Raw genomic sequence first — 26373 nt, 5'->3', positions numbered from 1 at the left:
GCTAGTCCTCCTCCTTGTCAATGATGGCCGGCACCTGAATGAGGCCGTCCTTTTCGGTTGGTACGTTACGCATCAATTCTGCTCGCGGCGTCACCATTGTCGCTTCATCCGCACGCAAAACGTTTTCGAGCACCACGTTTTGGGTGGTGACCGGCACGTCTTCAGTGTCAACTTCGCTGAGCTGGTCAACCATGTTCAGAATTTCGTCCAGTTGACCGGTAAAGTGTTGCAGTTCCTCATCAGTGAACTGCAACTTGGCTAATCCGGCTACGTGGGCTACAGATTCCTTTGTAATCATGCACCTATTACCTACTTCCCATTTATTCATCCATATTACTAACTAGCTAATTCTACCACAGGCACCACGGTTATACCCGTTTGAATGTGCCTCGGCGGCCGGTTGACGTGATGGGTGTGCCTCCACCACGCCAACCTAAATATTTAGAGAAAAACCGTACTTTAAGGTATCCCCATTAATAACTACTAAACACGTGCGTGTAGAACGACTTGGAGCCCGATTTCCGTTCCGCAAATGCTTCCATCTGTTGTACCGACTTGATGTTAATCTGGATCTCCGCGTCGGACGGCAGGTACTTGCTTGCGGCCGTGACCACGTACTGCGTGAAGCTATTGATTTCCGTCTGCCCGTAGAACTGGGTCGTCACGTCAATATTGAGGCCCTGCAGTTGCCCCTTCTCGTAGTGCGCCTGGGCCGTAACCCCGGCCAGCTTCGGGAAGAACGACTTAACCTTGCTCTCAAAGGTGTTGAAATCATTCGATACCGTTGAATTAATCGGCGTCTTGTTGTTCACCACCGGCAACGTCTCGTTCTTTTCGTTCACATCGTTCCAGCTGGCAATCGAGTTACCGGACTTGCTGACCGCGTACGTGACGAACGTGCCGCCAACCAGCGCATCCTGCGTGTTGCCCTTATAGATAGCAATTAAAATCGGCGTACTGTTGCCCACACTGCTCTTCTGCCGTAACCGGGCGACAACCTTGGAAGCCATCTCTTTGCCCTTAGCCGTCAAAGTAGCCGTGGGAATCGTTGTCGAATACTGGGCACCGTAACTCTCCTTGGTGTAGTAATCAACGGAGTTCATCCCCAACGCAACGGATACACCCCCCAGCTTGAGCTTACTACCACTTTGCAACATGTAATCCTGTTCCAAAACGGTCTGTAGGTACATCGGGTTCCGGTCATTCTCACCCGTCTTGCCGTTGTCCTCTGGGTTTAACCCTAGCTTATTACTGCTGCTGTAACGCCCCAGCCAATTTTCCAGCGTGCTCGTACTCAGTAACTGACCCTCCTCAAACAGATACTTCGTCGTGGAAAACTGCTTCTTGGACAAATCCACCAAGCCATTTTCCATACTCCGCACGTTGTAGGTGTTGTCGTTCTGGGTGTTCTCCGTCAGCTGCAGTCCGCGCGACTTGGAAACCTTGTACTTACCGCCCTCGATGACACTTTGGTACGTGTCGTCGCTAGCCGTCCCCGTCGTCGTGTAACTGGAAGTCTTGGTTGAACTGGTCGAGCCACTACTATTCGTATCAAAGCTGAGGTTGCCACACGCTGCCAACAGCAAAGCGGCGGCACAGGCACCCACAACAGTTACAAGCTTTTTCATAATTGCCTCAATTCTCATCTAATGACTGCATCAATTCATTTTCGTCCATCACCCGGACACCCAGGTTTTGGGCCTTAGTCAGCTTACTACCGGCATCCGCACCCGCAACCAGCAGGTCCGTCTTGCCAGAAACCGAACCCGTCACTTTGGCGCCCAACGCCTTGAGCCGCTTGGTCAACTCAGGCCGCGAAAAACGCCTCAAACTTACCGGTGATCACGACCGTCTGGCCGCTCACAAAGCTGTCCGCAGCCGGGGTCGGTACTGAGGTAGTGTAACGCAGGTTCACGCCCGCGTCCGCCAGTTTGGTGAACAAAGCCGCGGACTCTGGCTGGGCACAATACTGCACCACTGCGTCCGCAATAATTGGACCTACACCAGGAACGGCGGCAATGGCATCCGCGTCGGCTGCCATCATGGTATCGACATCGCCAAACGCCTCCGCAATCAGCGCCGCAGCTTTGCCCCCCACGTGGCGAATCCCTAGGCCGGTGAGTAAACGTTCAACTGAATTATGACGGCTATTGTCGATGGCCTGCAAGAGGTTCGCAATTGATTTTTCTTTAAACTTATCCAACTGGCCCAAACTGTCGGCCGTCAACGTGTACAAATCCGCGACGTCGTGGACCAAACCGCGGTCGAGTAATTGTGCGATGATCTTGGGGCCCAAGCCATCAATATTCATGGCGCCACGACTGGCAAAGTGAGTCAGCCGCGCCTGCATCTGTGCCGGGCAAGCCGGATTGATACAGCGTAATGCGACCTCGTCTTCAATGTGGACCAGCTCCGCGCCACAGGATGGACAACGCGTCGGCACCGCGTACGGTGCGCTATCGGCCGGGCGCCGTTGTAGGTCAACCCGCGAAACTTCGGGGATGATGTCCCCAGCTTTGTGCAGGTACACTGTGTCGCCCACCCGAATGTCTTTGGCCGCGATGAAGTCGGGGTTATGCAAAGTCGCGCGGCTAACCTGCGTGCCGGCCAGGGTCACCGTATCCATAACGGCTGTTGGTGTAACCACCCGGTGCGCCCAACCGTCCACTCGATGTCTCGAACCACGGTTGCCGCCTCCTCGGGCGGAAACTTGTAGGCAATCTCCCAACGGGGCACCTTCACCGTGTTGCCCATGGCTTGCTGGAGGGCCAGGTCGTTCACTTTGAGCACGATCCCGTCGATGCCGTAGCTGAGACCGTCACGTTGAGCCGTATACCGTTCAATGTAGTCGGCCAGGGTGGTAACGTCGTGGTGCACTTCGGAACTCGGGTTCGTGGCGAAGCCGAGGTCAGCCATGAACGCAATGGCCTCGTCCTGCCGGGTGACACCAAATTGGTCGACATCCATCAACGTGTAGATGAAGGTCGCCAATTGCCGGCGTTTCGTGACTTGGGGATCCAACTGACGCAGTGAACCAGCGGCCGCGTTACGGGGGTTGGCAAAGTTGTCCAGCCCCTGCGCTTCACGCTCAGCGTTCAGCTCGGCAAACGCTGCTTTGGGCATATAACACTCGCCCCGAACTTCCAGCGTCAACGGTCGGCTCAGCTTTTGCGGGATATCGGCAATTTGGCGGGCGTTAACCGTCACGTCTTCACCCACCTGCCCGTTGCCCCGGGTGGAGGCCTGAGTCAGCTCACCATCTGTGTAAACCAGGGACAGCGACAGGCCGTCGATCTTCAGTTCAACGTTGTAATCAAAGTCCTGGTCAGTAGTCTTACGGAGCCGGGCGTCAAACTCACCAAGTTCTTCCAGCGAAAAGACGTCGCCCATGGACAGCATCGGTACCGCGTGCGGAACTTTGGTAAAGTCCGGTGAGACCACATCCCCGACTTGTTGGGTTGGGGAGTCGGGGACCACGAGTTCAGGAAAGCGCCCCTCGATTGCTAACAGACGCTGATAACGCTGGTCGTATTCTGCATCGGTCACACTGGGTGCATCTTCCGTGTAGTACTCACGCCGCCACTGGTTCAACTGGTCGCGTAACGCCGCCGCCTCATTGGTCGCATCGGCCAACGTTAACGTTGCAATATCTGGTTCTGTAGCCATGTTGGGGGCCTCCTTTTTGTGTATGTAATGGTGGCCGGGATGGGCCACCGGGTTAGGGTTGTGATGCAAGGTGTAGTTGCTGTAGAACTCTCTGGTTTAATTTGATGTGAGGAATTACTGAAGTAGAGGCTGATTGTGTGTGAGCCGCTCTCAGTAAAAGGTCAAGTGCCGGCATTCATTAATTGGTGGGTAAATGCTGCCCTGTTTACGCGTTAGTGCGAGGTATGGAAACGAGCTCCACCCCGCAGAAACCGACGTATAAGCAGTTACGATCAAGAATCTAAGTGCGGGATTCTCGCTCGTAACTACTTATACTCTGGTTTCTAACCGCGGGGCTGCACTCTCTAAAACGAGCTCCGCAAGGCAGAAAACTGCGCGTAACCCGCTCTCACCAAAAGGCCAAGTGCGGGCTCATTAATTGGTGGTTAAATGCTGCGCTGTTTACGCGTTAGTGTGAGGTATGGAAACGAGCTCCGCAGGCCAGAAGACGCCGCATAAACGGCCTGCTGCGCTCTCTACTCTTTCTTAATCGGAGCAAACGCCGCCAACAACCGCTTAATTCCTTGCTCTGGGAAGGCAATATCCAGTTCCTGGTCCTCACCAGTCCCCTCAACCTTCACCACGGTGCCCTCACCCCACTTGCGGTGAGTCACCTTATCGCCTGCTGCCCAACTAACAGCGCCTGCACCCGTCGTTGGCGCCCCCGCGACCACCTTTGCGTGATCACTATGCTGTCCGTACGCCGTACTCTGTGCCCGGGCATCACGTTCCTTGCCCCACTTGGCCGCGGCACCCGTACTGCCAGTACCACCCGTACGGCCGTAATCCCGCCTGTTGATGAACGGAATATCACTTGTCGGCGCCGCCGCATTCGCCACGTCCAACAAACTATCATCAATTTCATCAATGAACCGGCTCGCCGGGTTGTTCTGGTGCTGGCCGTGGAACATCCGCGAGTACGCGTTCGTCAGGAATAACTTCCGCTTTGCCCGCGTGATTCCCACGTAGGCTAACCGCCGTTCTTCCTCGAGCTCGCTCTCGTCGGCCGCCGCACGGGACAACGGGAATAGTCCCTCTTCCATCCCAATCAGGAAGACAACCGGGAATTCCAAACCTTTGGCTGCGTGGAGCGTCATCAAAGTGACTTCCTGCGCCTCCTCCTCAACGTCGTCCTGATCGGACACTAGGGCCAACTCGGCCAGGAAGTCGACGAAGATGTCGCTCTCCTCGTCCTCCGGTTCGTAATGGGCATCAAAGTTTTGCGTCACCGTCAGGAGTTCCTGCAAGTTATCAATCCGCGCGTCCGCCTCAATCGTATGCTCATTGCGCAGCGCATCTAGGTAACCGGAGTCCTCCAGTACAGCTCCATGAGGTCGCTAATGGTGCCGTCCAACCGCTTCTTGCGCAACTCCGTCACCATCTGGGCAAACTCCGCAAACTGCTTGCGCGGGCGGGCCGGTAACGGCGACAACTCCACGTTCTCCGCGGCGTCGAGTAGCGACCAGCCGTGCTCGTCAGCAAATGCCGTCAGCTTGGCAATACTACCGGGACCAATCCCCCGCTTGGGCGAGTTCACCACCCGTTCAAAGCTCAGGTTATCCGCCCCGTTAACCACCAGGCTAAAGTACCCGAGGGCATCGCGAATTTCCTTCCGGTCGTAGAACTTGTGACCCCCAACAATCTTGTACGGAATCGAACTCTTGAGGAACGCCTCTTCGACGGAACGGGACTGCGCGTTGGTACGGTACAAAATGGCAAAGTCGCCATACTTATAGTGGTCTGACCGTACCAACTTCTCAATCTGCCGGATGATAAAGTACGCCTCATCACGCTCGCTTTGAGCCCGATAATACGTAATTTTGTCGCCGGTACCGTTTTCGGTCCATAAATGCTTCACTTGCCGCTTCACGTTATTCTTAATCACCGAGTTGGCGGCGTCCAGGATGTTTTGGGTACTTCGGTAGTTCTGCTCCAGCAGGATCACCTGCGCCTGCGGATAGTCCTTCTGGAAGTCCAGGATATTCTGCATGTTGGCACCACGCCAGCCATAAATACTTTGGTCAGCATCCCCCACCACACACAGGTTGTGATAACCGTCTGCCAGCAGGCGAACTAGCTGGTACTGCGCCTCGTTGGTATCCTGGTATTCATCAACGTGGACGTAATGGAACTTGCGCTGGTAGTAGGCCAGCGTGTCGGCGTCCTGCCGGAACAGGAGGATGGTCTGCATAATGAGGTCATCAAAGTCGAGTGCGGAGTCACCACGCAATCGGTGCTGATACTCCTTGTACACGTCCGCGGTAATCTTCTCAAAGGGGTTAGCGGCCTGCTCAGCGTAATCCTTCGGTGTCAGCAGGTCGTTCTTAGCCGAACTAATGGCCCCCAGCACGGCCTTGGGGTCAAACTGCTTCGTGTCGATATTCTGGTCGCGCATTACGTGCTTAATCAACGTTAGCTGCTCGGACGAATCCGCGATGGTGAACGCGCGGTTGTAACCCAACTTTTCGATATCACGCCGCAGAATACGCACGCACAGGGCATGGAAGGTCGAGACCCACACGTCGCGGGCCAGCTCCGGATCGAGTAGGCCACCGACACGTTCGCGCATTTCCCGCGCTGCTTTGTTAGTAAAAGTAATTGCTAGTATGTTCCATGGATTGACGTTTCGTTCTTCAATCAGGTAAGCAATACGGTGCGTCAGGACACGCGTCTTACCGGAGCCAGCGCCCGCCATGATGAGCACGGGGCCCTCGGTGGTTAGGACGGCCTCACTTTGCTTGTCGTTCATGCCTTTAAGTATCGTTTGTGCTGCCATTGATGAAGTGCCCCCGTGTTCTTTCTACGTCTGTAAACAACACTTAATGGTACCAAAAAAAACGGGCTCGACAAAAGGTGGCGGGTGAATTGTCGACCAGCTAGCGTGGTGGTTATGACTCCGGCTGGTGGGTGGTGTACGCGGCCGGGCTACCAGTCTCACGCTCACGCTAGTACCGAGCTACCGCGAGTTTTCTAGCCCGGCAAAACCCGCCGGTCTATAAAACTTGATTCTGCACGTCGCTGCGCTCCTACAGAACTTCGGACTCGCAGCGGCCGCGTCCCCCCCACCAGCCTCCGCCATAACCACCACACAAGCTTAGATTGATTCCCGTTCCACATTAACCCAGTACACCTAAAGGGCTTTAGGTTTCGCTCCAGCACTGGTTGGCCACGGAGCGTTGAATGAAATCCGTGCCCCAACGCAAAAAAAACGGCGCGCGTAATCCCCACCGGGACCACGCGTGCCGCCACAATCAGTATTCAGTTACTCTAACCCGAGCCGCGCGAAGATATCATCCACGTGCTTCAGGTGGTAGTGGTAATCAAAGGCGTCAGCAATTTGCTCCGCCGTCAGCGTCTCACTAATCACCGGGTCCGCCTCCACCAAACTGCGGAAATCCTGGCCGTTGTCCCACGCTTGTGCCGTCAACGGCTGTACGCGGTCGTAAGCAGCTTCACGACTCAGGCCACCGACCTCAATCAACGCCAACAATAACCGCTGGCTGTAAATCAAACCGTGGGTGGCGTTCATGTTTTGCAACATCCGTTCCGGGAACACGTCCAACTGGTCGATAATGCTCGTGAACCGGTGCAAGATGTAGTCCAATAACCCCGTTGCGTCTGGTAGCATGATGCGTTCGGCCGAACTGTGGCTAATATCGCGTTCATGCCACAGGTTCACGTCTTCTAACGCCGGCGTCGCATACCCGCGAATAATCCGCGCCAATCCAGAGACGTTCTCGGAGCCAATTGGGTTCCGCTTGTGCGGCATCGCCGAACTCCCCTTTTGCCCCGGACGGAAATGTTCCTCAACCTCGTGGACTTCGCTACGCTGCAGGTGCCGCACCTCGGTCGCAAACCGCTCAATGGAGGTCGCAATTAACCCCAGGGTTTGTATGTAATGTGCGTGCAGGTCCCGCGGCAACACCTGCGTCGCCACGTCCTGCGCCCGAATGCTAGGTGATCGGTCACGTATGCCTCAACTGCTGGTGGTGTATTCGCAAAGGTGCCGACCGCGCCACTAATCTTCCCCGCCTCAACGTCACTCGCGGCATCATCAAAGCGCTTTTGGTCACGCAGTAACTCTGCGTACCAGTTAGCAAGGACCAGCCCAAAGGTAGTCGGCTCCGCGTGCACACCGTGCGTGCGGCCCATCATCACCGTGTCCTTGAACTCTAGGGCCCGGCGCTTCACCACGGCAACTAAATCGGCTAAATCCTGCCGTAAAATGGCGTCAGCTGCTTCAGCAAGTAACCTTGAGCGGTATCCACAACGTCAGTACTGGTTAGTCCGTAGTGCACCCACTTTTTTTTCGTCCCCGAGCGTTTCTGAAACCGCGCGGGTAAAGGCCACCACGTCATGACGCGTCTCCAGTTCCAGGCGCGCAACCTCGTCAGCATCCACGCTCGCGTGTGCACGAACGGCGGCGGCATCAGCCTGCGGCACCACGCCAATCTGGGCGTGCGCCTCAACGGCTAGTATCTCGACTTCCAACCACGCAGCGTACTTGTTCTGTTCCGACCACACTTCGGCCATTGCGGAACGGCTGTAGCGATCAATCATCTGTCCTATCCCCCTTGTCTTACCCTCTAACTCAACAACAACGTTCTTAGTGTTAACTTGAAGCTATAGATTTAGTTTAGGCCAGTGCAAAGCCGGGTAGCGAGCGTTCCTACTCAGCGGCAGTCATGTCTAACGCCAGGTCACCCGTTGCGTTCAACGCCTCAATTACCTTGGCCGGGCCCGAGGACGGTGAGCTCACCGTAGAGATGACTGCCTTCTGGGAAGAACCGCCAATGCCAATCAGGCTTAATCTGAATTTGCACGCTCACCGCGCCGAGTTGTTCTGGACGTAACGGCTTCATCACGGCGCCGTCCATCACGCGGACTTCGGCAACGGGCCAGCCACAAACAGCCCGCATGTGCAAAGTGTATTGGGAAGTGGTGGTCGCCGTCGTGTATACATCCGCACTTTGGTGGGGACCAGGCGACAACCGCTTAACGTAGAGGTTACCCTCATTGGTCAGGAAAAACTCCACCGTGAACAACCCAATTTGGGTGATTTGCTCCCCAACTTTGCGCGTAATCCGTTCCATTTCGTCGGCCACCGTACTATCAACCTGCGCCGGCAAAATTGTGTACTGGAGTTCATGCTGCGCCACCTTGTTTTCGACGGCAGGGAGCACCTGCATACCATCCGCAGTGCGAATGGCGTGATGGCAAACTCGCGCGGCTGATCGAGCCAAGCTTCAACGATGTACGGCCGCTTTTCCAACAGCCCCTTTGCCCGCCAGATATCGGCGTCGTTAGTTAAGGCCAGCTGCTGATCCTGCCCAATGCCCTTCTGAATGGGTTTGAGGATGCTCGGGAACCCCACCGCGTTGACGGCCTTATCAATGTCGTCCGCCGTCACCACCTGAGCGTACGGCAATACGTTCATGTTGAGGTCTTCCAGGAACACCTTTTCCAAGTACCGGTCTTGCGTCATCGCCAGGAAATCCGTCCCGCCGGGCACCTTGTCCGCCGGCACGAGGTCATCAATGGTCGTCGCGTCGGCCACAGACTCGTCAATGTAGGTAATAACGCTAGACAAGTCGCGCAACTGTTGGAGCGCGTCGACGTCGGTACTCCGACCAACAAGCGGAAATTCTGCTTCGGTCAACGCAGCGTCACCGTTGGTCCGCGCCAAAACTGCCGCGTGCATTCCCAAATTGTGGGCGGCACGCACGAGTTGCAAAGCCGCGGCACCTCCGCCGATAATACCCACGGTCGCACCTGGTTCAATAAAGTTAGTCATGAGCTTCCACTCCTATCCGTCTACAATCGGCGTACGGCGCATCGTGCTGGCCGTTATCGCCCGATATTAATACCGTTATTGTAGCAGATTAGGCCTGTTTATGGCCGAGACCAAACAACCAATTAAGTAAAACAGCAGAAACGCTGGCCATCAAGATACCTGACGAGGCAAACATCTGAACCGTCTTGGGCAACCACTGCACGATGTCAGGCTGCACGGTCACACCTAAACCTAGGCCGATGGAAATTGCCGCCACCAGCAGGTTATGGTCATTATGGAAATCGACCTCACCCAGCATCCGGATACCCTGAACGGCAACCATCCCAAACATCACGACCATGGCCCCACCCAAAACGGGCGACGGGATAATGGTCGCTAACGCACCAATTTAGGTAAAAGCCCCAACAGGATCAGGAAGAAGGCCGAATAGATGACGGGCTTGCGGCTCTTGATTCCCGACAACTGCACCAAACCTACATTCTGACTAAACGTGGTGTACGGGAAAGTATTGAAAATACCGCCTAGCATCACCGCCAGACCCTCGGCACGGTAACCCCGCTTCAAGTCGTCACTCTTGATTTCGCGACCCACGATGTCACCGAGGGCAAAGAAGACCCCGGTACTCTCGACCATGGACACCATCGAAATCAGAATCATCGTCACGATGGACGACCATTCAAAGTGTGGTACGCCGAAGTAAAACGGCGTGGGTACGTGGAACCAGCTAGCTTCGGCCACCGGGGCCAAGCTGACCATCCCCATGGCACCGGCCAACAACGTCCCGCCGACCAAACCAATCAGGATGGCAATTGAACGAACAAAGCCTTTACCCCACGCATTAATAACCAGGATGACCAGTAGCGTGAAGACACCAACCAGTAGGTTTTGCATGTCGCCATAGTTCTTAGCGGTCGTAGTGCCCCCGCCTAGATTCTGAAAGGCCACCGGAATTAACGACAAACCAATGACGGTGATGACGGTACCCGTAACCAGTGGCGGGAAGAGGTTGCGAATTTTAGCAAAGAGACCGGCAATCAAGAACACAAAGATACCGGCGGCAATGATGGCCCCGTACATCGTTGGGAAATCGAACTTTTTCCCAATCAGAATTAGTGGCGCAACCGCCTGGACGGCACAGCCCAGAATTACGGGCAGTCCAATCCCAAAAAACTTGTTTGCAAAGATTTGTAGGGCGGTAGCGACCCCACACATGAAAATATCGATAGAAACTAAGTAGGTCATCTGTTCAGATGAGAAGTGTAACGACGCCCCAATTAGAATGGGCACCAAAATGGAGCCAGAATACATTGCCAGCAAGTGTTGGATGCCCAACACCGCTGCTTCAGGTTCAGTGAGCCGCTGGGTTGAATCTTGTGCCATGATGACCTCCTCTATTCCCCGGATTAACTATTCAGCGTCTTGTTCGTCGGCAAAGACTACTTGGCCATCTTCAAAGGCCGAGATACGCGCCAAAGACACCACACGCACCCCCTGTTCGTCCAACATCTGCCGTCCCTTCTGGAACGTCTTTTCAATGACGATACCTGCACCGACCAAAGTTGCGCCAGCAGCCGCAATGATTTCGGTTAAGCCCTTCACGGCCTGACCGTTAGCCAAGAAATCATCGATGATCAGTACACGGTCATCAGCGTTCAGGAACTTGTGTGCAATGGAGATGGTGTTGCTAGTTTGCTTGGTGAATGAGTACACGTCGGCCGTAAACATGTCGTCCTTCAACGTCAGCGACTTGTGCTTACGGGCGAACACCATCGGCACGTGGAATTCCATGGCGGTAGCCAAAGCCGGAGCAATCCCCGAACTTTCAACCGTTAAAATTTTAGTGATTTTCGCGTCCTGAAACTGACGGTAAAACTCGGCACCCATCGCTTGCATTAGATCCGGATCCACTTGGTGGTTCAAAAAAATTATCCACCTTTAGGACGTCAGCCCCCAACACTACACCATCACGCCGGATACGATCTTCAAGCAATTTCACCGTTAATTTCCTCCCAATTTTCAAAAAAAAGTGTTTTAAGATGTTGATAACTTTAACACAAAACCTGCCATCAGACAACCGAATGAAAAGGTAATCAAAAATATCAATGTTCGTAAATTACGGAACGTTACCACCTCTTTGCACCGATTATTCAACAAAACGGCGACCGCTACTGGTCGCCGTTAACTAATTGCTGCTATTGTTGGTCTGTTGATCGTACCGGTACAAACGGTATTGCCGAATAATCCGGATTAACTTGTCCGCATACGTGGGGTCGGTTGCGTAGCCACTACTTTGCAATGCCTGTGCAGCCTCCTGATAAGTAGCCGCGTTAATCACCGACTGGTACTGTTGGGCATTCCAACTTGTTCCGTGCTGAAGCAGCTCCGCATGTTCACGCATGGATGCATAATCGCTCGCGTACACCCGGAAACGCGCCGTGACGGTGACCCACTTACCGTCCTGATATTCTTGGGTGTCCAGCTCCTTGCCTGCCTGATCCGCATCGGCCTTCACACCAAAGAGGTTGTGGTACTTACTGGCCAACGTGCTGGTACCCCAGTCGCTTTCCAGAATGGCCTGGCCAAGACTAATACTTGCCCGGACCCCCGAGTTCACCTGCAACGTCTGTGCGTATCCGGCCAGGTGGGTGATAAACTTCTGGTGCTCGGTAGCCGCTGACGAAACTTGGTTGGTAGGCTGTGCCTGCTGCTGAAATGCGCGCACCCCAATGACGGTGACCCCGACTACAATCACCGCAAGCGTCGCAATTAACCCCGTGGGCAGGCGGTGTTTGCGCACCCACCGGTCCCACTGCCGACGAAACTTAGATTTGCGTTTACGAGCCACCGGTTCACCCCCTAGCGATTGAATACCATCCATTATACCTTATTGCGGGAGGAAACATTATCTACCGCCGGGCCTAGATCTCGACGTAAATACACCATGTCTCGCAATGGCAGGCCATTCACCACAATCGGATGATCATACTGGGCAAAGATGTCCGGGACACGCCCCACCACTCGAAAACCGTTCTGCTCGTAGAAACTGATGTTAGCAAAGTCGGCATCGCCCGTCCCCACCATTATCCACGGTACCCGGCCGGAGTACTGCGCGCAAATTGCACTTACCAGCCGCGAACCCAGGCCATGGTGCTGGTACTCTGGGGCTACCGCAATGTTTTTAAGCTCGACGCCATCCTCTATGGGCACCACAATCGCCTCGGCAACGATAGTATCATCCTCTTCATCGAACATCGCCAGCATGTCACCCAGCTCGGCGTACCGTCCCAGCATTTGCTCGTCCTCATCAGCCAGAAGCAGCAAATCGTACGCCGAATCACGCGCCCTGGTAATAGATGTTTAATGTACACGCGTAATCACCTCAAAATAATGGTACTAAAAAAAAGCCGTCCGGCAAGCCGGGCGACTCTTTAAGCAATTAATTAGTCCTTGTTGACGTTAACCGCCTGGGGACCACGATCGCTGTTTTCAACTTCGAAAGTTACGGCTTGGCCTTCTTCAAGGGTCTTGTAGCCGTCGCCCTGGATAGCGGAGAAGTGAACAAATACGTCACTGCCATCTTCGCGAGTAATAAAACCGTAACCCTTTTCAGCGTTGAACCACTTTACAGTACCATTTTCCATCAGAAAAATCCTCCTTGCACCTAATCAGTGCGTTTTAAAATAATGTGTGCATTTCTTGTTTGGTGCAAAAGGAGATATTCTGACGAACAATCGAACCCTTGACCATTCAAAAAGTACATTGTTATAGTACCATGCTCCCCACACACATGCAAGCTTTTGAAACCCTTTTCTTAGTTTATTTCTGGGCATTGACGACTAACGCGAATTGGCGCTTGGTGTTGAGCAGTTCCCCTAGACTCCGCGCGAACAGCAATGTTTCGTTGCGCATCACCAACCCATCATTAGATGACGCTAACGGATTTTGTAACAAATTGCGCTTTATTTTTTTTCACCGCGGTCATCAAAGTCGCGGACGGCGTTTCCTCGCCCAGAAGCTTGGCCGTGGCCGCGATAATGTCGTGCAGGGCCTCCCGTTCTTCCAACTGACCGTTACCTTCATCTAGGCAAGTTTGCATGGTCCTTAACAGCTCGTACTGGTGGTTACGCATTTCAAAATACGCCCGATAATAATCGTTTTCCGCCAGTATTTGATTGTCATAATGTTGGAAAGTCCATCGGCGGCCATGATCAATCGCCTCTTTAGCCTGTGCCAACTGCACCCACACCCGGTCGCAGCCGTACTGCCATTACCATCGGTCGCTTGTGCATCGACGCCGTCGCCGAGTTCTTCCTGCATACTTTGCAATGCGGCAATCATCACACTCGTCACGCTGTCTGGTGAGTTTGAATCTTATCGTCCACGTTGGGCATGAACAAGTTGAGAAACACGCCCACTGCCGAGCTGACCAAAACGATGATTAATAAACCAGTCAACTGGGTCCGGTTGACCAACCCGTTTGTCAGAATGACCGTAGCAACAATTGCTCCTTCCACAATGCCCTCGGTCATCCGTAATGCCACCATGACTGGGAAAAAGAACAGTAAGCACAGTCCGTAAGCCCAGGGGTTGAACCCGACCAACAGGTAGAAGACGGACGCCATGGCTCCGGCCACAATGGCGGCAATAATCCGGTGCAAAGCCAAGCGGAAGCTAACCCGCGTTGTGCCCCGCACCGCCAGAACGGTGAGCACCCCGGCAACCCACCAGTTGGCAATTCCCAGCGCCTGAACGATGAACATAGCCACCGCGGCACCTACCGCTGTTTTAACGGTTCGTAGGCCAATACGCATAGTTGTCTCCCCCTCTAACTAATCCACGTTACGCAAAATAAAGGCGCCGCCAGCGCGACGCCAACACTACTTTGATGTTACCACATTACCGGCGTCGAAAACGAATTAGTGCCTGCCCCAGTATGGGCGTGACCACGCCGGCCATGATGACCTCAGCCACGGCATTCACACCCAACATGACGAGCATGACGAACCCAAAGTTGCTGGTGTTCGCGCCGTGCCCGATCATTGTCGCGGCTTTGCTGGCATAAAAGATCCAGGTAAAACCGACCACTAGGAGTGTGTTGGTCAAAGCGGCGCAGATACCCGCCAGCGACATCTTAATACTGCCGCCGAGTCCCGTCCGCACCTTTGGCAGTAGCTGGTTGAACAGCAGCCCTGCCACTAACCCCGCTAAAATTCGCGGCACGAACGCAATGATGGGATTGCGGAACAACAGTATCGTCAGCACGTCTGATGGGCGCACAAACGCCATAATGAAACTGGACAGACCCCAGACGGCGCCCAAGGCCGTACCGTAACCAGTACCAAGTACCACGGCGCCAGTGATCACGGTCAGGTGCAACGTGGTGATTGAAATGCCGCCCAATGAAATGTAACCGACCATGGGTAATGATGACTGCAATATAATCAGCGCCACCAGCAGTGACATAATGCTGAGGCGGTAAGCTGAGCTTCGACGTTGACGCATGGGGTGGGACCTCCTTGTTATTCAATACCATCATTTTACACTAACGCAAGGGTGGCTGGGTGCTGGTCGTGCTGGGCTGGCGGCTACGGTTGAGCGGGTGGTGACCGCGACCGGTGCTGCTGGCCTCACGCTCTCGCCCGTACCGGGCTACCGCGAATTGGGTAGCCCGAGCAAAACCACCTCGGTCTACCCAATTTGATTCCGTAATTCGCTTCGCTCATAACGGAACTACGGGCCTGCAGCCGTCGCGGTCACCACCCGCTCAACCTCCACCACCAGCCCAACACGACCAACATAGTGGATTACCGCCTAAACCACCTACCAGCTAACAATAATTCAGTAACCTTATTGCCGTAAAGGTTACCCCTGTCAAGCATTCAATCAGTAGGTTGCTTCGTCACCCATTATGGCATCATTTTATCTGTCCTAACTACACACAATTCACGTCCAATTGCCGTATGGAGCACGCCGGTTTACTCTTGCGTACCCAATTGTCGATAAAAAAAAGAACACCATCCCTGGTGTCCCAACGAGTGCGGGCGAGAAGACTCGAACTTCCATGGCCCGAAAGCCACAAGATCCTTAATCTTGCGCGTCTACCAATTCCGCCACGCCCGCATTTCTGCTATGCTGTGCTCATAAGCACAAGAACTATTATGCCGTGAACCAGGAACGATGTCAACGGAAAAATGCCAATCTCACCATCGTTTTTCTCAAACAAAGTTTAAATCACACTAAGGAGTGACCCTCCATGTCCATTCGCACCGCTACCCTCACCGACGCCCCCGGAATCGCCCGCCTACACCAACAACTTATCGGCGAGCTCGCCCAACTCAACCCCACCATGTTTCAGCCGCTTGATCAACCCGACCTCCAGGCTGTAGCACAGTACATCGTCGGCGACTCCGCCACCGCCTTTGTCCACGGCCATGCGCCCGACGACGCCTTTGCCACCGTCACCACCGCTACTACCGGTAAGGGGCCCGGCATCATCCCCCACCGTTTTGCCTACCTCGTCGACATTTACGTTGCACCGTCCGTTCGCCGCCAGGGGGTCGCAACCGAACTGCTCACGGCCGTTCGCCAGTGGGCCCGTGACCAGTCGCTTGATTTCATACAACTCAACGTCGCCGCCCAAAACGACGCTGCCACCGCACTTTACCACCAGCTAGGTTACAAGCCGCAATACACCACGCTCCAACAACCACTAACCGACTAGGGCCAACCGCCCCCGGCAACGGCTGCATACGTACCTGTCTGTATTGATGTGCCGCCGCCGTGGGTACTCGGTCCCGCAACGGGTACAGCGATACAGCAAAGTGGCCGTGGGGGTCCGCGGCGTCAATGACGGTGCGTAACGCAGACCACTCACCTGCTGCAGCATGATCCGAAAGTCACGGTCACCATGCTTAAAGCCGCGGTGCTCCCGGTACAGGTGGTAGTGGGTCAACTCATGCCGAATAATACCCACCCGCGTCGTCTGGTCAACTGCCGCGAACATGCGGGTATTAAATTCCAGGTGCATATCCCGTGGGAAAAACCGCCCACCAGTGGTGCGCAAACGGCCGTTAAACACCGCCTGATCCGTAAACGGACGGCCAAAGTCGCGTGCGCTCACCTCTTCGACTAAACTTTGTAATTCGTTGGTATCCACCATCGGTACCCCCATTCATTAATAATGCCACCAATTGTACTACACACAAAGGCGGCGGGCACCCCCACCCGGGGTCATGCTCGCCGCCTTTGCTTGCGTTAGGCAAAGTATTGTAGCAAGTCCGCACGTGAGAGACCTTGCTTCTCTTCACCACTATAATCCGCCACGATATGGCCCGCATCAACCACAATCAGGCGGTTGCCGTAATTCAGGGCGTCATCCATTTGGTGGGTGACCATCAAGCAGGTTAGGTGGTTGTCCGCCACAATCTGCTCGGTCAGCTCCATCACCGCGGCACTCGTGTGTGGGTCCAGCGCCGCCGTGTGTTCGTCCAGCATTAACAATTCAGGGTTCCGCATCGTCGCCATCAGGAGCGATAACGCCTGTCGCTGGCCACCTGACAGCTCCTCGGTCGGTTTGTTCAAGGCCTCATCAAGACCGTTCGGTGCCAAGCCGGCAATGTCCTTGAAATGGCCCATCTGGGCGCGCAACGCACGGGACTGCAGCCCCAAGCGTTCACCCCGGTGCGATGCTAGCGCCAAGTTCTCGGCGACCGTCATCCGGGGGGCGGTACCCATCTTGGGGTCCTGGAACACCCGTGCAATCAGGCGGGCCCGCTTCTCGGGTGACTCGCGGTCAACCCGCTCACCGGCCAGCTCAATCGTCCCGTGGGTAATCTCGAGATCCCCCGCAATGGCATTAAACATCGTCGACTTGCCGGCACCGTTTGTGCCAATGACGGTAGCAAAGTCGCCCTGGTTCAACGTCAGGTTAATGTGTTCCAACAGATTTTTCACTTCGTGTCCGGCGACCACGTTCACCGCCACGTCTTTGAGTTCTAGTTGTGTCTTAGTCATCACTTTGCACCCCTTTGCGTAACGTGCGCTTCAACCGGAAACGGTCATTGAGCTGTGGCAGAATAATCGACAGTGCAAGCACCACTGCGGACACCAGCTTGAGGTCGTCGGCCGAGAAGCCCAGGTCCAAAACGATGACAATCACAAAGCGGTACACGATACTGCCTAGGACAACGGCTATCAGACGCTGGCTGAGGGTCAGCTCGCCAAACAGCACTTCGCCAATGATGATGGCGGCCAGGCCAATGACGATGACGCCGACACCCATGGACACGTCGGCGTAACCATCGCTTTGAGCTACCAAGCCACCAGAGAGACCAATCAGGCCATTGCCGACCACGAGGCCCAGCACCTGCATGTGGTCAGGGTTAATCCCGAGGGAACGCGCCATGTTGCGGTTATCACCAGCCGCGATGAAGCCCTGGCCCAACCGTGTGTTGAGAAAGACCATGAGTAGCGCCACCACGATGGTCACGACGACAAAACCAAAGACGACGCTGCCAATGTACGGCGGCATACTGCTCATCCACTTGCCGTTGAACAGGTTCTTCATCCCCAACAACGAGAGGTTGGACTGCCCCATAATCCGCAAGTTAACTGAGTACAACGCGGTCATCACCAGAATACCCGCCAACAGCAACGGCATGTGCCCCTTGGTGGCGAGCAATCCCGTCACGAGCCCTGCCAGCATACCGGCCACGGCGGCCAGAATGGTGGCAATGATGGGGTTAATTCCGTGTGCAATCGCAGCCACGGCTACGGCGGCACCAAACGGGAACGTACCTTCGACGGTCATGTCGGGGAAATCGAGGATCCGGAAGGTGAGAAACAAACCGATGCCCATGATACCAAAGAGTAGCCCCTGACTAATTGCTGAAATCCATACACCCATTTATTTCACGACCTTTCCTGAAGTCTTGGCTTCATCTAATAATTTAGCGGGAATCTTAATTCCCAGTTCGTCAGCAACTTTCTGGTTGATAATCAAGTCGCCTTTGGTCATAAACTCAACCGGCATGGTCGCGGTCTTGTCACCCTTCAGAATACGGGCGACCATTTTACCGGTCTTCACGCCCAAATCATACTGGTTCAGGCCCACCGTGGCGAGCCCACCATCTCAACCATCGTATCCACGGTTGGGAAGATGGGTTTCTTAGCGCCGTTAGCCACGTTGGCGAGCGTCGGCATGGCACTGGCAATAGTGTTATCAGTGGGTACAAAGATGGCATCGACCTGCGTCACCATCTGCTGAGCGACCTGCTGGAGGTCGTTCGTTGAGTTGATGGAGAACGTTTTGATGGTAAAGCCGTACTTGTGGGCCTTTTGCTGGACCAACTTGACCTGGGCTTGTGACGAGTCATCCGAGCTGGTGTAGATGACCCCCAAGGTCTTAGCGGACGGCACAATCTTGCGAATCAACTGCAACTGGGCGTCAATTGGTGCCTGGTCAGACACCCCAGTGACGTTACCGCCAGGTTTCTTCACGCTGCTAACCAACTTGGCAGAAACCGGGTCGGTGATGGCCCCCATCACCACCGGAATCTTGCTGGTGGCGTTAGCCAATGCCTGAGCGGACGGCGTGGCAATTCCGACGGTGCGTCCTCCTTTTCGTTAACGAAGCGCGTCGCCATGGACTTCAAGTTACTTTGGTCGTTCTGCGCATTCTGAAAATCAATCTTGAGGTTCTTGCCCACGGTGTAGCCCTCATCTTTGAGGCCGGCCACAATTCCTTTGTGGATGGCGTTCAGGGCCGGGTGCGACATCAGCTGCAGAATGCCGACCTTCTTCACAACTTGATGCTGGCGGGGCTTGTTCGCACTCGCAGTATGTTTGGGCATAACGTCAGCGATGTAACAGCCACCGACGAAGAGCACCAAGGCGGTGATAAATGCAATCATTCGTTTCATAAAATCGTTCTCCCTCTCCCATTATGACTACGTTTGACCCAGGCAAAGAAAAAGACCCCCACAAAGTTAATTGCGGAAGTCTGATAATGCCCCCGCATAGGATATCCTTTGTGGATGCCTATGCGGTCAAAGTGAAGAAAACCAACATAGACACAACCTGCGTCTTGGCAGCTTGCGTCTACGCAACCCACCCCATGTTAGTTTTGCCACCAACCATTGAGCTTAGTACTTGGGTTAAACATGTCGGTTCCTCCTCTGAACGTTTCATTAGTATGTGATGAGTGTACTCGTTTGGGCGGGGGGATGTCAATGGGTTTTAGACCAGTAAAGAAATCTTCTGAATGTACTTCGTGATTTTATCGGTCTCCGCATCCTGCGCCTGTTCGGCGGCATCAAACTTGGCTACGTCAATCTTACCGCCATCCTGCAAACTATCGGTCATTTCCTGACAACCCTGCACAAAGCGGTCGAAGGCCCCCACCAACAGCTTGTGGTTACCCAAAAGTCTTGCCGGCGCAGAGGCAGCATTCAGCTTTTCCGCTAATGTCCGATACTCCGCGGTACCGTTGGCAAAGCTGCTTTGAATGTCCGCAAAATCGTCTGCGGCTACATCCGCCAGCTTGTCGTCATCGATAGCGGTACGCAGCGTCTGAAACTGCGGACTCATCCGGTCCTGTAACTTTTCGACATCCGACATCACGTCGTTAATCAAACGACCGTAGTTGTACATCCGTTGTTGGTTCTTATTCATCAAAAAGTCCTCCAAGTTGAATTAACGATTAATTCTGTTTTTTTAATAGAGCAAGTTATAGCCTACTCTATCCGCAAAAAGCGGCGCTCACATGAGCGCCGCTTTTAGTCTCACAGACTATATTTTAACCTTTAACACGCGCCGTTGGAAGAACTTCACGATTTCCACCACCAGAATCATCAAGATTCCGGCACCGGCAACCATCCCCCACTGCAGTGCGTTCAATGTGGTTACGTGGAACAAGCCGTTGAACCCTGGCACTACCACCGTTACGGCTAGTGCGAGCGCCGCCACACCAATTGCCCAGTTGAAGGCCTTGTTATTCCAAACGTGCATGGAGAACAATGAGCCGTGGAGTGACTTCACGTTGAACGCATGGAACAGCTGAATCAGCCCCAAAGTTACGTAAGCCATGGTTAACGCGTCCGCATGCATCGCCGCCGAACTGGTATGCACTGGGAACGTGATCGCTAGCCAGTACACACCCAGCGTCAGTGCTCCTTCAAGCAGACCTTGCCAAATAATCGCCGTACCAACACCGCCGGAAAGGAAACTGGAATTTCGCCCGCGTGGTTTCTGCTGCATAATCCCACGTTCAGTGTGCTCCACCCCCAAAGCGATTGCTGGTAACGTATCCGTCACTAGGTTAATCCACAAAATGTGTACGGGTGCGAGGATGTCCCAGCCAATCATGGTCATCATGAACAGCGTCAACACCTCACCCAAGTTCGCCGATAGCAGGTACTGAATCGACTTTGTGATGTTAGCAAAGACTTTTCGTCCGGCGCGGACTGCATCCACGATGGTGCTAAAGTTGTCATCCGCTAAAATCATGTCTGAAGCGCTTGGCCACTTCGGTCCCAGTCACACCCATGGCAATACCGATATCCGCCGCCTTCAAAGCCGGCGCATCGTTCACGCCGTCACCGGTCATCGCCACCACTTTGCCCTGGCCCTGCCATGCATTCACAATCCGAACCTTGTGTTCTGGTGCCACACGGGCATATACGGAGTAGTCCTGCACGGAGTTCGCAAAGTCTTCATCGCTAATTTGGTCTAGCTCGCGCCCGGTAATAACGGCGTGGTCCTCACCCGGGGTGATGATACCCAACCGTTCCGAAATGGCCTGGGCTGTATCGCGGTGGTCACCCGTAATCATCAACGGCCGGATGCCAGCACGCTTGGCCTCCTCCACGGACTGCCGTACCTCTGGCCGCTCTGGGTCAATCATGGCAACCAGACCGGCAAAGGTTAATTCCTGCTCAACGCTCATTGGATTCACATCGACTGGCACTTGGTCCACAATCTGGTACGCCATCCCCAAAACACGCAGGGCTTGCGTCGCCAGCTGATGGTTTGTGCCCAGAATGTTATCACGGTCGCTTTCCGTCAGGTCGCGCACCGTGCCGTGCTGGTCAATCTTACTCGACACCCGCAGCAATTCGTCCGGTGCACCCTTCGTGGCAACCAAGAACTGACCGTTACCCAAGTCGTGAATGGTCGACATCAGCTTCCGTTCCGAGTCGAACGGTACTTCGGCCACCCGTGGCGTTTGCTGGAGCTCGGCAAGGTAGTCAAAATCGTGCAGCTTAGCAAAAGCCACCAGCGCAGTTTCGGTGGGGTCACCCAAGAGTGTACCGTCATCCTGCTCGTTGGTATCGTTGGCAAAACTCATAATTTGGAGTAACCGGCTATCATCAGCCACGCCCTCAGTTGCGGGGTGCAACTCGCCGTCGTAGTAGGTCTGCTCAACGGTCATTTTGTTCTGCGTGAGCGTCCCCGTTTTATCGGAGGCGATGATTTCCGTACTACCCAAAGTTTCCACGGCAGGTAACCGGCGCACTAAGGCGTTCTGCTTGGCCATCTTTTGCGTACCCAACGCCAAAATGATGGTCACAATCGCCGGCAGGCCCTCCGGAATAGCCGCCACGGCCAAAGAAATCGCCGTCAGGAACATGTTGGCCGGATCCTCTGATCCCTTCGCCAGACCAACCACGAAGACAATCGCCGCAATTACCAGAATCAATACGGTTAGTGCACGCCCCAACTTTGCTAGGTTAGCCTGTAGCGGCGTCTGCATTTCCTTTTGGTTGTCCAACATAGAGGCGATGTGTCCCACCTCAGTCTGCATCCCCGTGCCAGTCACAACGCCGAGGCCACGGCCGTACGTAACGTTAGTACTCATAAACGCCATGTTGGTCCGGTCACCGATGCCGGCTTCTTCATCAATTGTGTCAATCTGCTTGTTGACCGGCACACTCTCACCCGTCAAAGCCGATTCTTCAATCTGCAAATTGGCAGACTCAATGAGCCGCAAGTCGGCGGGCACCACATCCCCCGCCTCCAGCAAAATGATATCACCTGGCACCACTTCTGAACTGGGTACCACTACCACTTTGCCATCACGCCGTACGTTGGCATTAGGCTGGTCATCGCCTGAAGTGATTCAATCGCTTGTTCCGCCTTGCTTTCTTGGAACACCCCAAACACGGCGTTCAAGAGCACAACGGCCAAAATAATGGCCGCATCGGCCCACTCGTGCACAACTACCCCCGCAACCAAAGCGGCCACAAGTAGCACAATGATCATGAAGTCCTTGAATTGGTCGAGGAACCGCCCCAGCAGTGTCTTCTTTTTCTTTGCGGCCAAAGCGTTGGGGCCATACTGATTAAGACGGTCTTGTGCCTCCTGGCTAGAAAGACCATCCGCTGTGGTCTTTTGGTCCTGCATCACTGATTGAGTATCACGTTGGTAACTAGGCTTGTTGGCCAATTTTGTTGCCCCCTTGTATTTAGTCTGGGAATAAAAAAAAGACTTATGCACTCAAAGCCGCGTTCGGCTCAAGTCCATAAGTCTCACCTGTTTAAGGTAGTACCAGGATTTATCCTTGGTGGCACTACCGCCGGCACGAATGCCGGCTGGTTACTCCCTTATCTTTAAGGTTAGTATACATGAATACATAGATGCGGCGCAAGGGAATATTCGCGTAAATATATCGTCCGCAGAACCATCGCAAAACTTCAATTACTGCTTTGTCACGCCGTTTTTATCCATCCACCAGCTCGAACCGTCAGCAAACTTAACTAATACCCACGTTGCCGTTGGCGTTGTAGCTTCTGCTGTTACCACTGCAGACTGACCATTATATTGCTTAGCAGTTTTATTGGCCACATTCTTGGTTGCAAGACTGGTATAGTACGGGCCCGTCTGATAAAGCCCATCGTTGCGATTGTCTTGATTTACTTTGACTTGATAGTTGACGGAGGTCTGATTTGTAATTGGATAAAATGCGGAAATACCGCGCTTATCCATCCACCAGGTTTCTCCATTAGCAAAGCGAATCTGTACCAGGTACCTTAGCGGTTGTCTCTTCCTTTAAAACTGTGGCTGATTGACCATTAAACTGCTTGGCGTTCTTGGCCGCAACCGCTCTAGTCGTCGCACCAGTCATGTACGGCCCATCCTGATATAGTCCATCAGTACGATTGGATTGATTAACCTGCGCATTGTAAGTCACATTTGTCGATGAAAGTACCTTGTCATAGGCAAATGCAGCTACGCCCTGCTTATCCATCCACCACGTTGAACCATCACCGAACTGGACGTGGACCCAGGTAGCGCGCTTAGTGGTGGCTTCGCCCAGTACCGTAGCGTCTTGACCGTTATACTTTTTAGCGGTTTTGGCGGCGACGTTCTTGGTGTCACTGCTAGTGTAATACGGACCTGTTTGGTACAGACCGTCATTGCGGCCATTTTGATTAACGGTGGCCTTATACGTGGTGTTCGTTTGATTAGTAATGGTGTCAAACGCAGAAATACCGCGCTTATCCATCCACCACGTTTCGCCATTGGCAAAGCGGACCTGTACCCATGTCCCCTTAACGGTAGTTTCTTCCTTCAAAACATTAGCAGTTTGTCCATTAAATGGCTTAGCGGTTTTTGCTGCAACCGCAAGTGTGGTGGCACCAGTCATGAACGGCCCATCTTGGTATAAACCGTCAGACCGACCAGACTGATTAATTTGCGCACTGTATGTGACATTGTTGGTTGATAACACTTTGTCATAATCAAACGGTGCCACGCCCGCCTTGTCCATCCACCACGTTGAACCATCACTGAACTTAATGTGAACCCACGTTGCACGCTTAGTTGTCTCTTCACCTAGCACGGTAGCCCGCTGACCATTATATTTCTTAGCCGATTTCCAAGCGACGGTATAGGTTGAATTGCTCGTCATGTATGGGCCAGTTTCATATAGTCCGTCATTCCGATTATCCTGCTTAACGGTCACAACGGATGAATTAGAATTTTTAGACAGAATTGGATCAAAGAAGGTAATTCCGCGTTCATCAACCCACCAAGTGGAACCATCACCAAGCTTCAACTGTACCCACGTCCCTAAAGCCGTGCTTTCTTGTTGAAGCGCAGTAGCAGTCTGCCCGTTGAATTTCTTCAGAGACTTCGCAGCGGGACGCACAGTATCTGCACTCGTGTGGTATGGCCCGCTCGCATACATGCCATCATTCCGACTGTCCTGGGTAATGCGAACCGTAGTGTTGTTGAGTGACTTCTGATTGGTAACCGTATCGTAACTCTTGATACCTTGCTTATCCATCCACCAAGTGTCGCCGTTACTCAACCGAATTTGTACCCAAGTTCCAGTTCTCGTAACTTCTTCGGCCAGTACAGTGATTGGTTCGTTGCTAAAACCAGATGCATGTTTGGACGCGTACACGAACGTGGAGGCACCTGTCATGTAGGGCCCATCCTTGTACAGACCATAGCTGCTAGATGACTGGTCCAAGTATGCCCCATAGTTGACCTTTTTAGACGAAATAATTGGATCGTAATTAACCTTAACGCCCTGCTTATCCATCCACCAAGTTTGGCCGTCAGCTGTCTTGATTTGCACCCACGTTCCTAGCTTCGTCACTGCCTCGCGCAGTACTTGGACTGTTTGGCCGCTTAATGATTTGGCAGTGACCGCCGCCACCGCCTTAGTCTCATCACTTGTGTTGTATGGACCAGTTGCATACAAGCCATCATTCCGGTTATCCTGCGTAATCGTCGCGTTATACGTCTTGGCAACGTTAGAGGTAATCGTGTCATAAAAACCGCCGTACTGATAATATGCTTTGGCCAAATCGAGGAACTGAGTGGTGTTATAGCCCCAGCTATTCAGGTAAGCAATCGGATCGGTGTGGTCCGTCCCGCCTAGGTAGTGCGTCACATCATAGTGTGTCCACAAGGTGCCGCTACCATTATTTTGTGAGGCCAAGGTCAAATTCCAACCGTATTCGTGCGCCAAGTACGCAACGTACCACGCAGCATTACTAATTGACCGTGCAAATTCATCGCGATTGCGCGCAGTTACCAGCTCAAACTGAACAAACTTTTTGTTTCCGTTTGGTCCGGATCCCCAGCAGCCAAAATTGGTGTCATGGATGTTCAGGATTGTGCCCGCGTCAACAAAAGTATGCACAAAGGCGTTCTCCCACCCACCATTAATCTCGTAGTTAGCTTCGTTCCGAGCGCTGTAGTTAGTAGCGTTATCGGTGTAGTGGAACACAACACCTTCTGGCTTCTGGCCTGACGTGCTGTAATTAAACATGTCAAACGTATGTAGTTCCTTAGTTATACCAACCGGCTGAATTTTGTGGTCGGCAATATAGCTATTGATTGACGAACTGGTATGTAACTCACTGGGAGTAATCACCGCCGCATCGACATTATGTATGCCGTCTCCAGCATACCCCGCAAGAACAGCAGCGGACATCAAGGTCACAATGCTAACAGTGGCCGACTTTGCTAATTTATTCATATTTCATCACCCATTACCCAATAATCATTCCAAAACTACCCAACAACCTTTCATAACGTTATTATACAAAACTTTCTTAAATCTTTCATTACGTATTTGTTGCAATCATCAGATTGAGGGGTTGCGTTTTGTCACAACTTTATCCATTATGATTAGTGTTATGGTTCGTCAATAATACTGGGGGTTGGAAAAATGAAAAAGAAGGGTTTATTAGTAGCAACCACGACGGTCTTGGCGCTGTCTTTTTTTCGCTGCTGCATGTGGCAATAACGATAATAACGTATCAAAGGATGCCGTTAGTTCTGGTAACACAAACATCATTAAGGGCGACTACTCGGCCGCGGCTACATACTACAAGGTTGCCAGCAAATATAGCAGTGAT

The 26373-nt window shown here is 53.4% G+C and carries 16 protein-coding genes, 1 tRNA gene and 8 pseudogenes; 1 reads left to right on the top strand and 24 read right to left on the bottom strand.

Annotation, left to right across the window (positions count from 1 at the left end):
• Nucleotide 1: 1 nt before the first annotated feature.
• The 16 genes and pseudogenes from gatC to JCM12539_RS01545 form a co-directional block, all read right to left on the bottom strand.
• Entirely contained in the window at nt 2–298 is a 297-nt protein-coding gene (gatC, locus tag JCM12539_RS01625; RefSeq protein ID WP_054648744.1) for an Asp-tRNA(Asn)/Glu-tRNA(Gln) amidotransferase subunit GatC, read from the bottom strand.
• Nucleotides 299–473: 175 nt separating this feature from the next.
• On the bottom strand, nt 474–1628 hold the full coding sequence (locus tag JCM12539_RS01620; RefSeq protein ID WP_054648742.1) for a CamS family sex pheromone protein: 1155 nt from the start codon (nt 1626–1628) through the stop codon (nt 474–476).
• Between the two features lie 7 nt (nt 1629–1635).
• Nucleotides 1636–3666 (bottom strand): annotated as a pseudogene (gene ligA / locus JCM12539_RS01615) (NAD-dependent DNA ligase LigA).
• Between the two features lie 515 nt (nt 3667–4181).
• Nucleotides 4182–6481 (bottom strand): annotated as a pseudogene (pcrA, locus tag JCM12539_RS13735) (DNA helicase PcrA).
• 486 nt (nt 6482–6967) lie between these two features.
• Nucleotides 6968–8265: pseudogene (gene purB / locus JCM12539_RS01605) on the bottom strand (adenylosuccinate lyase).
• 161 nt (nt 8266–8426) lie between these two features.
• A complete protein-coding gene (locus tag JCM12539_RS01600; protein ID WP_082405275.1) occupies nt 8427–8894 on the bottom strand; it encodes an ATP-grasp domain-containing protein in 468 nt (155 codons plus the stop codon).
• Nucleotides 8895–9226: 332 nt separating this feature from the next.
• Nucleotides 9227–9499, bottom strand: a pseudogene (locus tag JCM12539_RS15450) (ATP-grasp domain-containing protein); the annotation flags it as partial.
• Nucleotides 9500–9587: 88 nt separating this feature from the next.
• A pseudogene (locus JCM12539_RS01590) lies at nt 9588–10879 on the bottom strand (nucleobase:cation symporter-2 family protein).
• Nucleotides 10880–10906: 27 nt separating this feature from the next.
• Nucleotides 10907–11495 (bottom strand): annotated as a pseudogene (locus JCM12539_RS01585) (xanthine phosphoribosyltransferase).
• A 186-nt stretch (nt 11496–11681) separates the two neighbouring features.
• Entirely contained in the window at nt 11682–12344 is a 663-nt protein-coding gene (locus JCM12539_RS01580) for a glycoside hydrolase family 73 protein (RefSeq protein WP_225350166.1), read from the bottom strand.
• A 32-nt stretch (nt 12345–12376) separates the two neighbouring features.
• The gene (locus tag JCM12539_RS01575) at nt 12377–12790 is read right to left on the bottom strand and encodes a GNAT family N-acetyltransferase (protein ID WP_054648736.1); all 414 of its coding nucleotides are present in this window, start codon (nt 12788–12790) and stop codon (nt 12377–12379) included.
• Nucleotides 12791–12939: 149 nt separating this feature from the next.
• Nucleotides 12940–13140, bottom strand: a complete 201-nt coding sequence (locus tag JCM12539_RS01570; RefSeq protein WP_054648734.1) for a cold-shock protein — start codon at nt 13138–13140, stop codon at nt 12940–12942.
• 281 nt (nt 13141–13421) lie between these two features.
• Nucleotides 13422–13733: a hypothetical protein gene (locus tag JCM12539_RS01565; protein WP_054648732.1), complete on the bottom strand. Its 312-nt coding sequence runs from the start codon at nt 13731–13733 to the stop codon at nt 13422–13424.
• Between the two features lie 112 nt (nt 13734–13845).
• A complete protein-coding gene (locus JCM12539_RS01560; protein ID WP_054648730.1) occupies nt 13846–14310 on the bottom strand; it encodes an aromatic acid exporter family protein in 465 nt (154 codons plus the stop codon).
• An 85-nt stretch (nt 14311–14395) separates the two neighbouring features.
• The gene (locus tag JCM12539_RS01555; protein ID WP_054648727.1) at nt 14396–15001 is read right to left on the bottom strand and encodes an ECF transporter S component; all 606 of its coding nucleotides are present in this window, start codon (nt 14999–15001) and stop codon (nt 14396–14398) included.
• A 534-nt stretch (nt 15002–15535) separates the two neighbouring features.
• A tRNA-Leu gene (locus JCM12539_RS01545) sits at nt 15536–15619 on the bottom strand.
• Between the two features lie 133 nt (nt 15620–15752).
• Between JCM12539_RS01545 and JCM12539_RS01540 the strand changes: the two genes are divergently transcribed.
• Entirely contained in the window at nt 15753–16220 is a 468-nt protein-coding gene (locus tag JCM12539_RS01540; RefSeq protein WP_054648723.1) for a GNAT family N-acetyltransferase, read from the top strand.
• Here JCM12539_RS01540 and JCM12539_RS01535 read toward each other — a convergent pair.
• The 8 genes and pseudogenes from JCM12539_RS01535 to JCM12539_RS01500 form a co-directional block, all read right to left on the bottom strand.
• On the bottom strand, nt 16209–16658 hold the full coding sequence (locus JCM12539_RS01535) for a SprT family protein (protein ID WP_054648721.1): 450 nt from the start codon (nt 16656–16658) through the stop codon (nt 16209–16211). The genes JCM12539_RS01540 and JCM12539_RS01535 overlap by 12 nt on opposite strands.
• Nucleotides 16659–16753: 95 nt before the next feature.
• The gene (locus JCM12539_RS01530; RefSeq protein WP_054648719.1) at nt 16754–17512 is read right to left on the bottom strand and encodes an ABC transporter ATP-binding protein; all 759 of its coding nucleotides are present in this window, start codon (nt 17510–17512) and stop codon (nt 16754–16756) included.
• The gene (locus JCM12539_RS01525; protein ID WP_054648717.1) at nt 17505–18404 is read right to left on the bottom strand and encodes an ABC transporter permease; all 900 of its coding nucleotides are present in this window, start codon (nt 18402–18404) and stop codon (nt 17505–17507) included. The genes JCM12539_RS01530 and JCM12539_RS01525 overlap by 8 nt, the downstream gene beginning before the upstream one ends.
• Nucleotides 18405–19419 (bottom strand): annotated as a pseudogene (trpX, locus tag JCM12539_RS01520) (tryptophan ABC transporter substrate-binding protein).
• Between the two features lie 316 nt (nt 19420–19735).
• Nucleotides 19736–20170, bottom strand: a complete 435-nt coding sequence (locus JCM12539_RS01515) for a hypothetical protein (RefSeq protein ID WP_054648715.1) — start codon at nt 20168–20170, stop codon at nt 19736–19738.
• Nucleotides 20171–20287: 117 nt separating this feature from the next.
• A pseudogene (locus tag JCM12539_RS01510) lies at nt 20288–22942 on the bottom strand (cation-translocating P-type ATPase).
• Nucleotides 22943–23194: 252 nt separating this feature from the next.
• Nucleotides 23195–23482 carry an SH3-like domain-containing protein gene (locus JCM12539_RS01505; RefSeq protein WP_054648713.1) on the bottom strand — a complete coding sequence of 96 codons (288 nt, stop codon included), beginning with the start codon at nt 23480–23482 and terminating at the stop codon, nt 23195–23197.
• Nucleotides 23483–23498: 16 nt separating this feature from the next.
• Nucleotides 23499–25991, bottom strand: a complete 2493-nt coding sequence (locus tag JCM12539_RS01500; protein ID WP_054648711.1) for a GW dipeptide domain-containing protein — start codon at nt 25989–25991, stop codon at nt 23499–23501.
• Nucleotides 25992–26373 lie beyond the last annotated feature (382 nt).

It is taken from the genome of Lacticaseibacillus pantheris DSM 15945 = JCM 12539 = NBRC 106106 (assembly GCF_001311175.1).
Classification (GTDB): Bacteria; Bacillota; Bacilli; order Lactobacillales; family Lactobacillaceae; genus Lacticaseibacillus; species Lacticaseibacillus pantheris.
The sequence above is the reverse complement of the archived record's forward strand: the minus strand, read 5'-3'. Positions and strand labels throughout refer to the sequence as shown.

Coding starts and splice junctions, on each gene's coding strand:
- gatC (WP_054648744.1), bottom strand. CDS start 298: ATGATTACAAAGGAATCTGTAGCCCACGTAGCCGGATTAGCCAAGTTG.
- JCM12539_RS01620 (WP_054648742.1), bottom strand. CDS start 1,628: ATGAAAAAGCTTGTAACTGTTGTGGGTGCCTGTGCCGCCGCTTTGCTG.
- JCM12539_RS01600 (WP_082405275.1), bottom strand. CDS start 8,894: ATGCAGGTGCTCCCTGCCGTCGAAAACAAGGTGGCGCAGCATGAACTC.
- JCM12539_RS01575 (WP_054648736.1), bottom strand. CDS start 12,790: ATGCTGGGACGGTACGCCGAGCTGGGTGACATGCTGGCGATGTTCGAT.
- JCM12539_RS01570 (WP_054648734.1), bottom strand. CDS start 13,140: ATGGAAAATGGTACTGTAAAGTGGTTCAACGCTGAAAAGGGTTACGGT.
- JCM12539_RS01560 (WP_054648730.1), bottom strand. CDS start 14,310: ATGCGTATTGGCCTACGAACCGTTAAAACAGCGGTAGGTGCCGCGGTG.
- JCM12539_RS01555 (WP_054648727.1), bottom strand. CDS start 15,001: ATGCGTCAACGTCGAAGCTCAGCTTACCGCCTCAGCATTATGTCACTG.
- JCM12539_RS01540 (WP_054648723.1), top strand. CDS start 15,753: ATGTCCATTCGCACCGCTACCCTCACCGACGCCCCCGGAATCGCCCGC.
- JCM12539_RS01535 (WP_054648721.1), bottom strand. CDS start 16,658: ATGGTGGATACCAACGAATTACAAAGTTTAGTCGAAGAGGTGAGCGCA.
- JCM12539_RS01530 (WP_054648719.1), bottom strand. CDS start 17,512: ATGACTAAGACACAACTAGAACTCAAAGACGTGGCGGTGAACGTGGTC.
- JCM12539_RS01525 (WP_054648717.1), bottom strand. CDS start 18,404: ATGGGTGTATGGATTTCAGCAATTAGTCAGGGGCTACTCTTTGGTATC.
- JCM12539_RS01515 (WP_054648715.1), bottom strand. CDS start 20,170: ATGAATAAGAACCAACAACGGATGTACAACTACGGTCGTTTGATTAAC.
- JCM12539_RS01505 (WP_054648713.1), bottom strand. CDS start 23,482: ATGGATAAGCGCGGTATTTCCGCATTTTATCCAATTACAAATCAGACC.
- JCM12539_RS01500 (WP_054648711.1), bottom strand. CDS start 25,991: ATGAATAAATTAGCAAAGTCGGCCACTGTTAGCATTGTGACCTTGATG.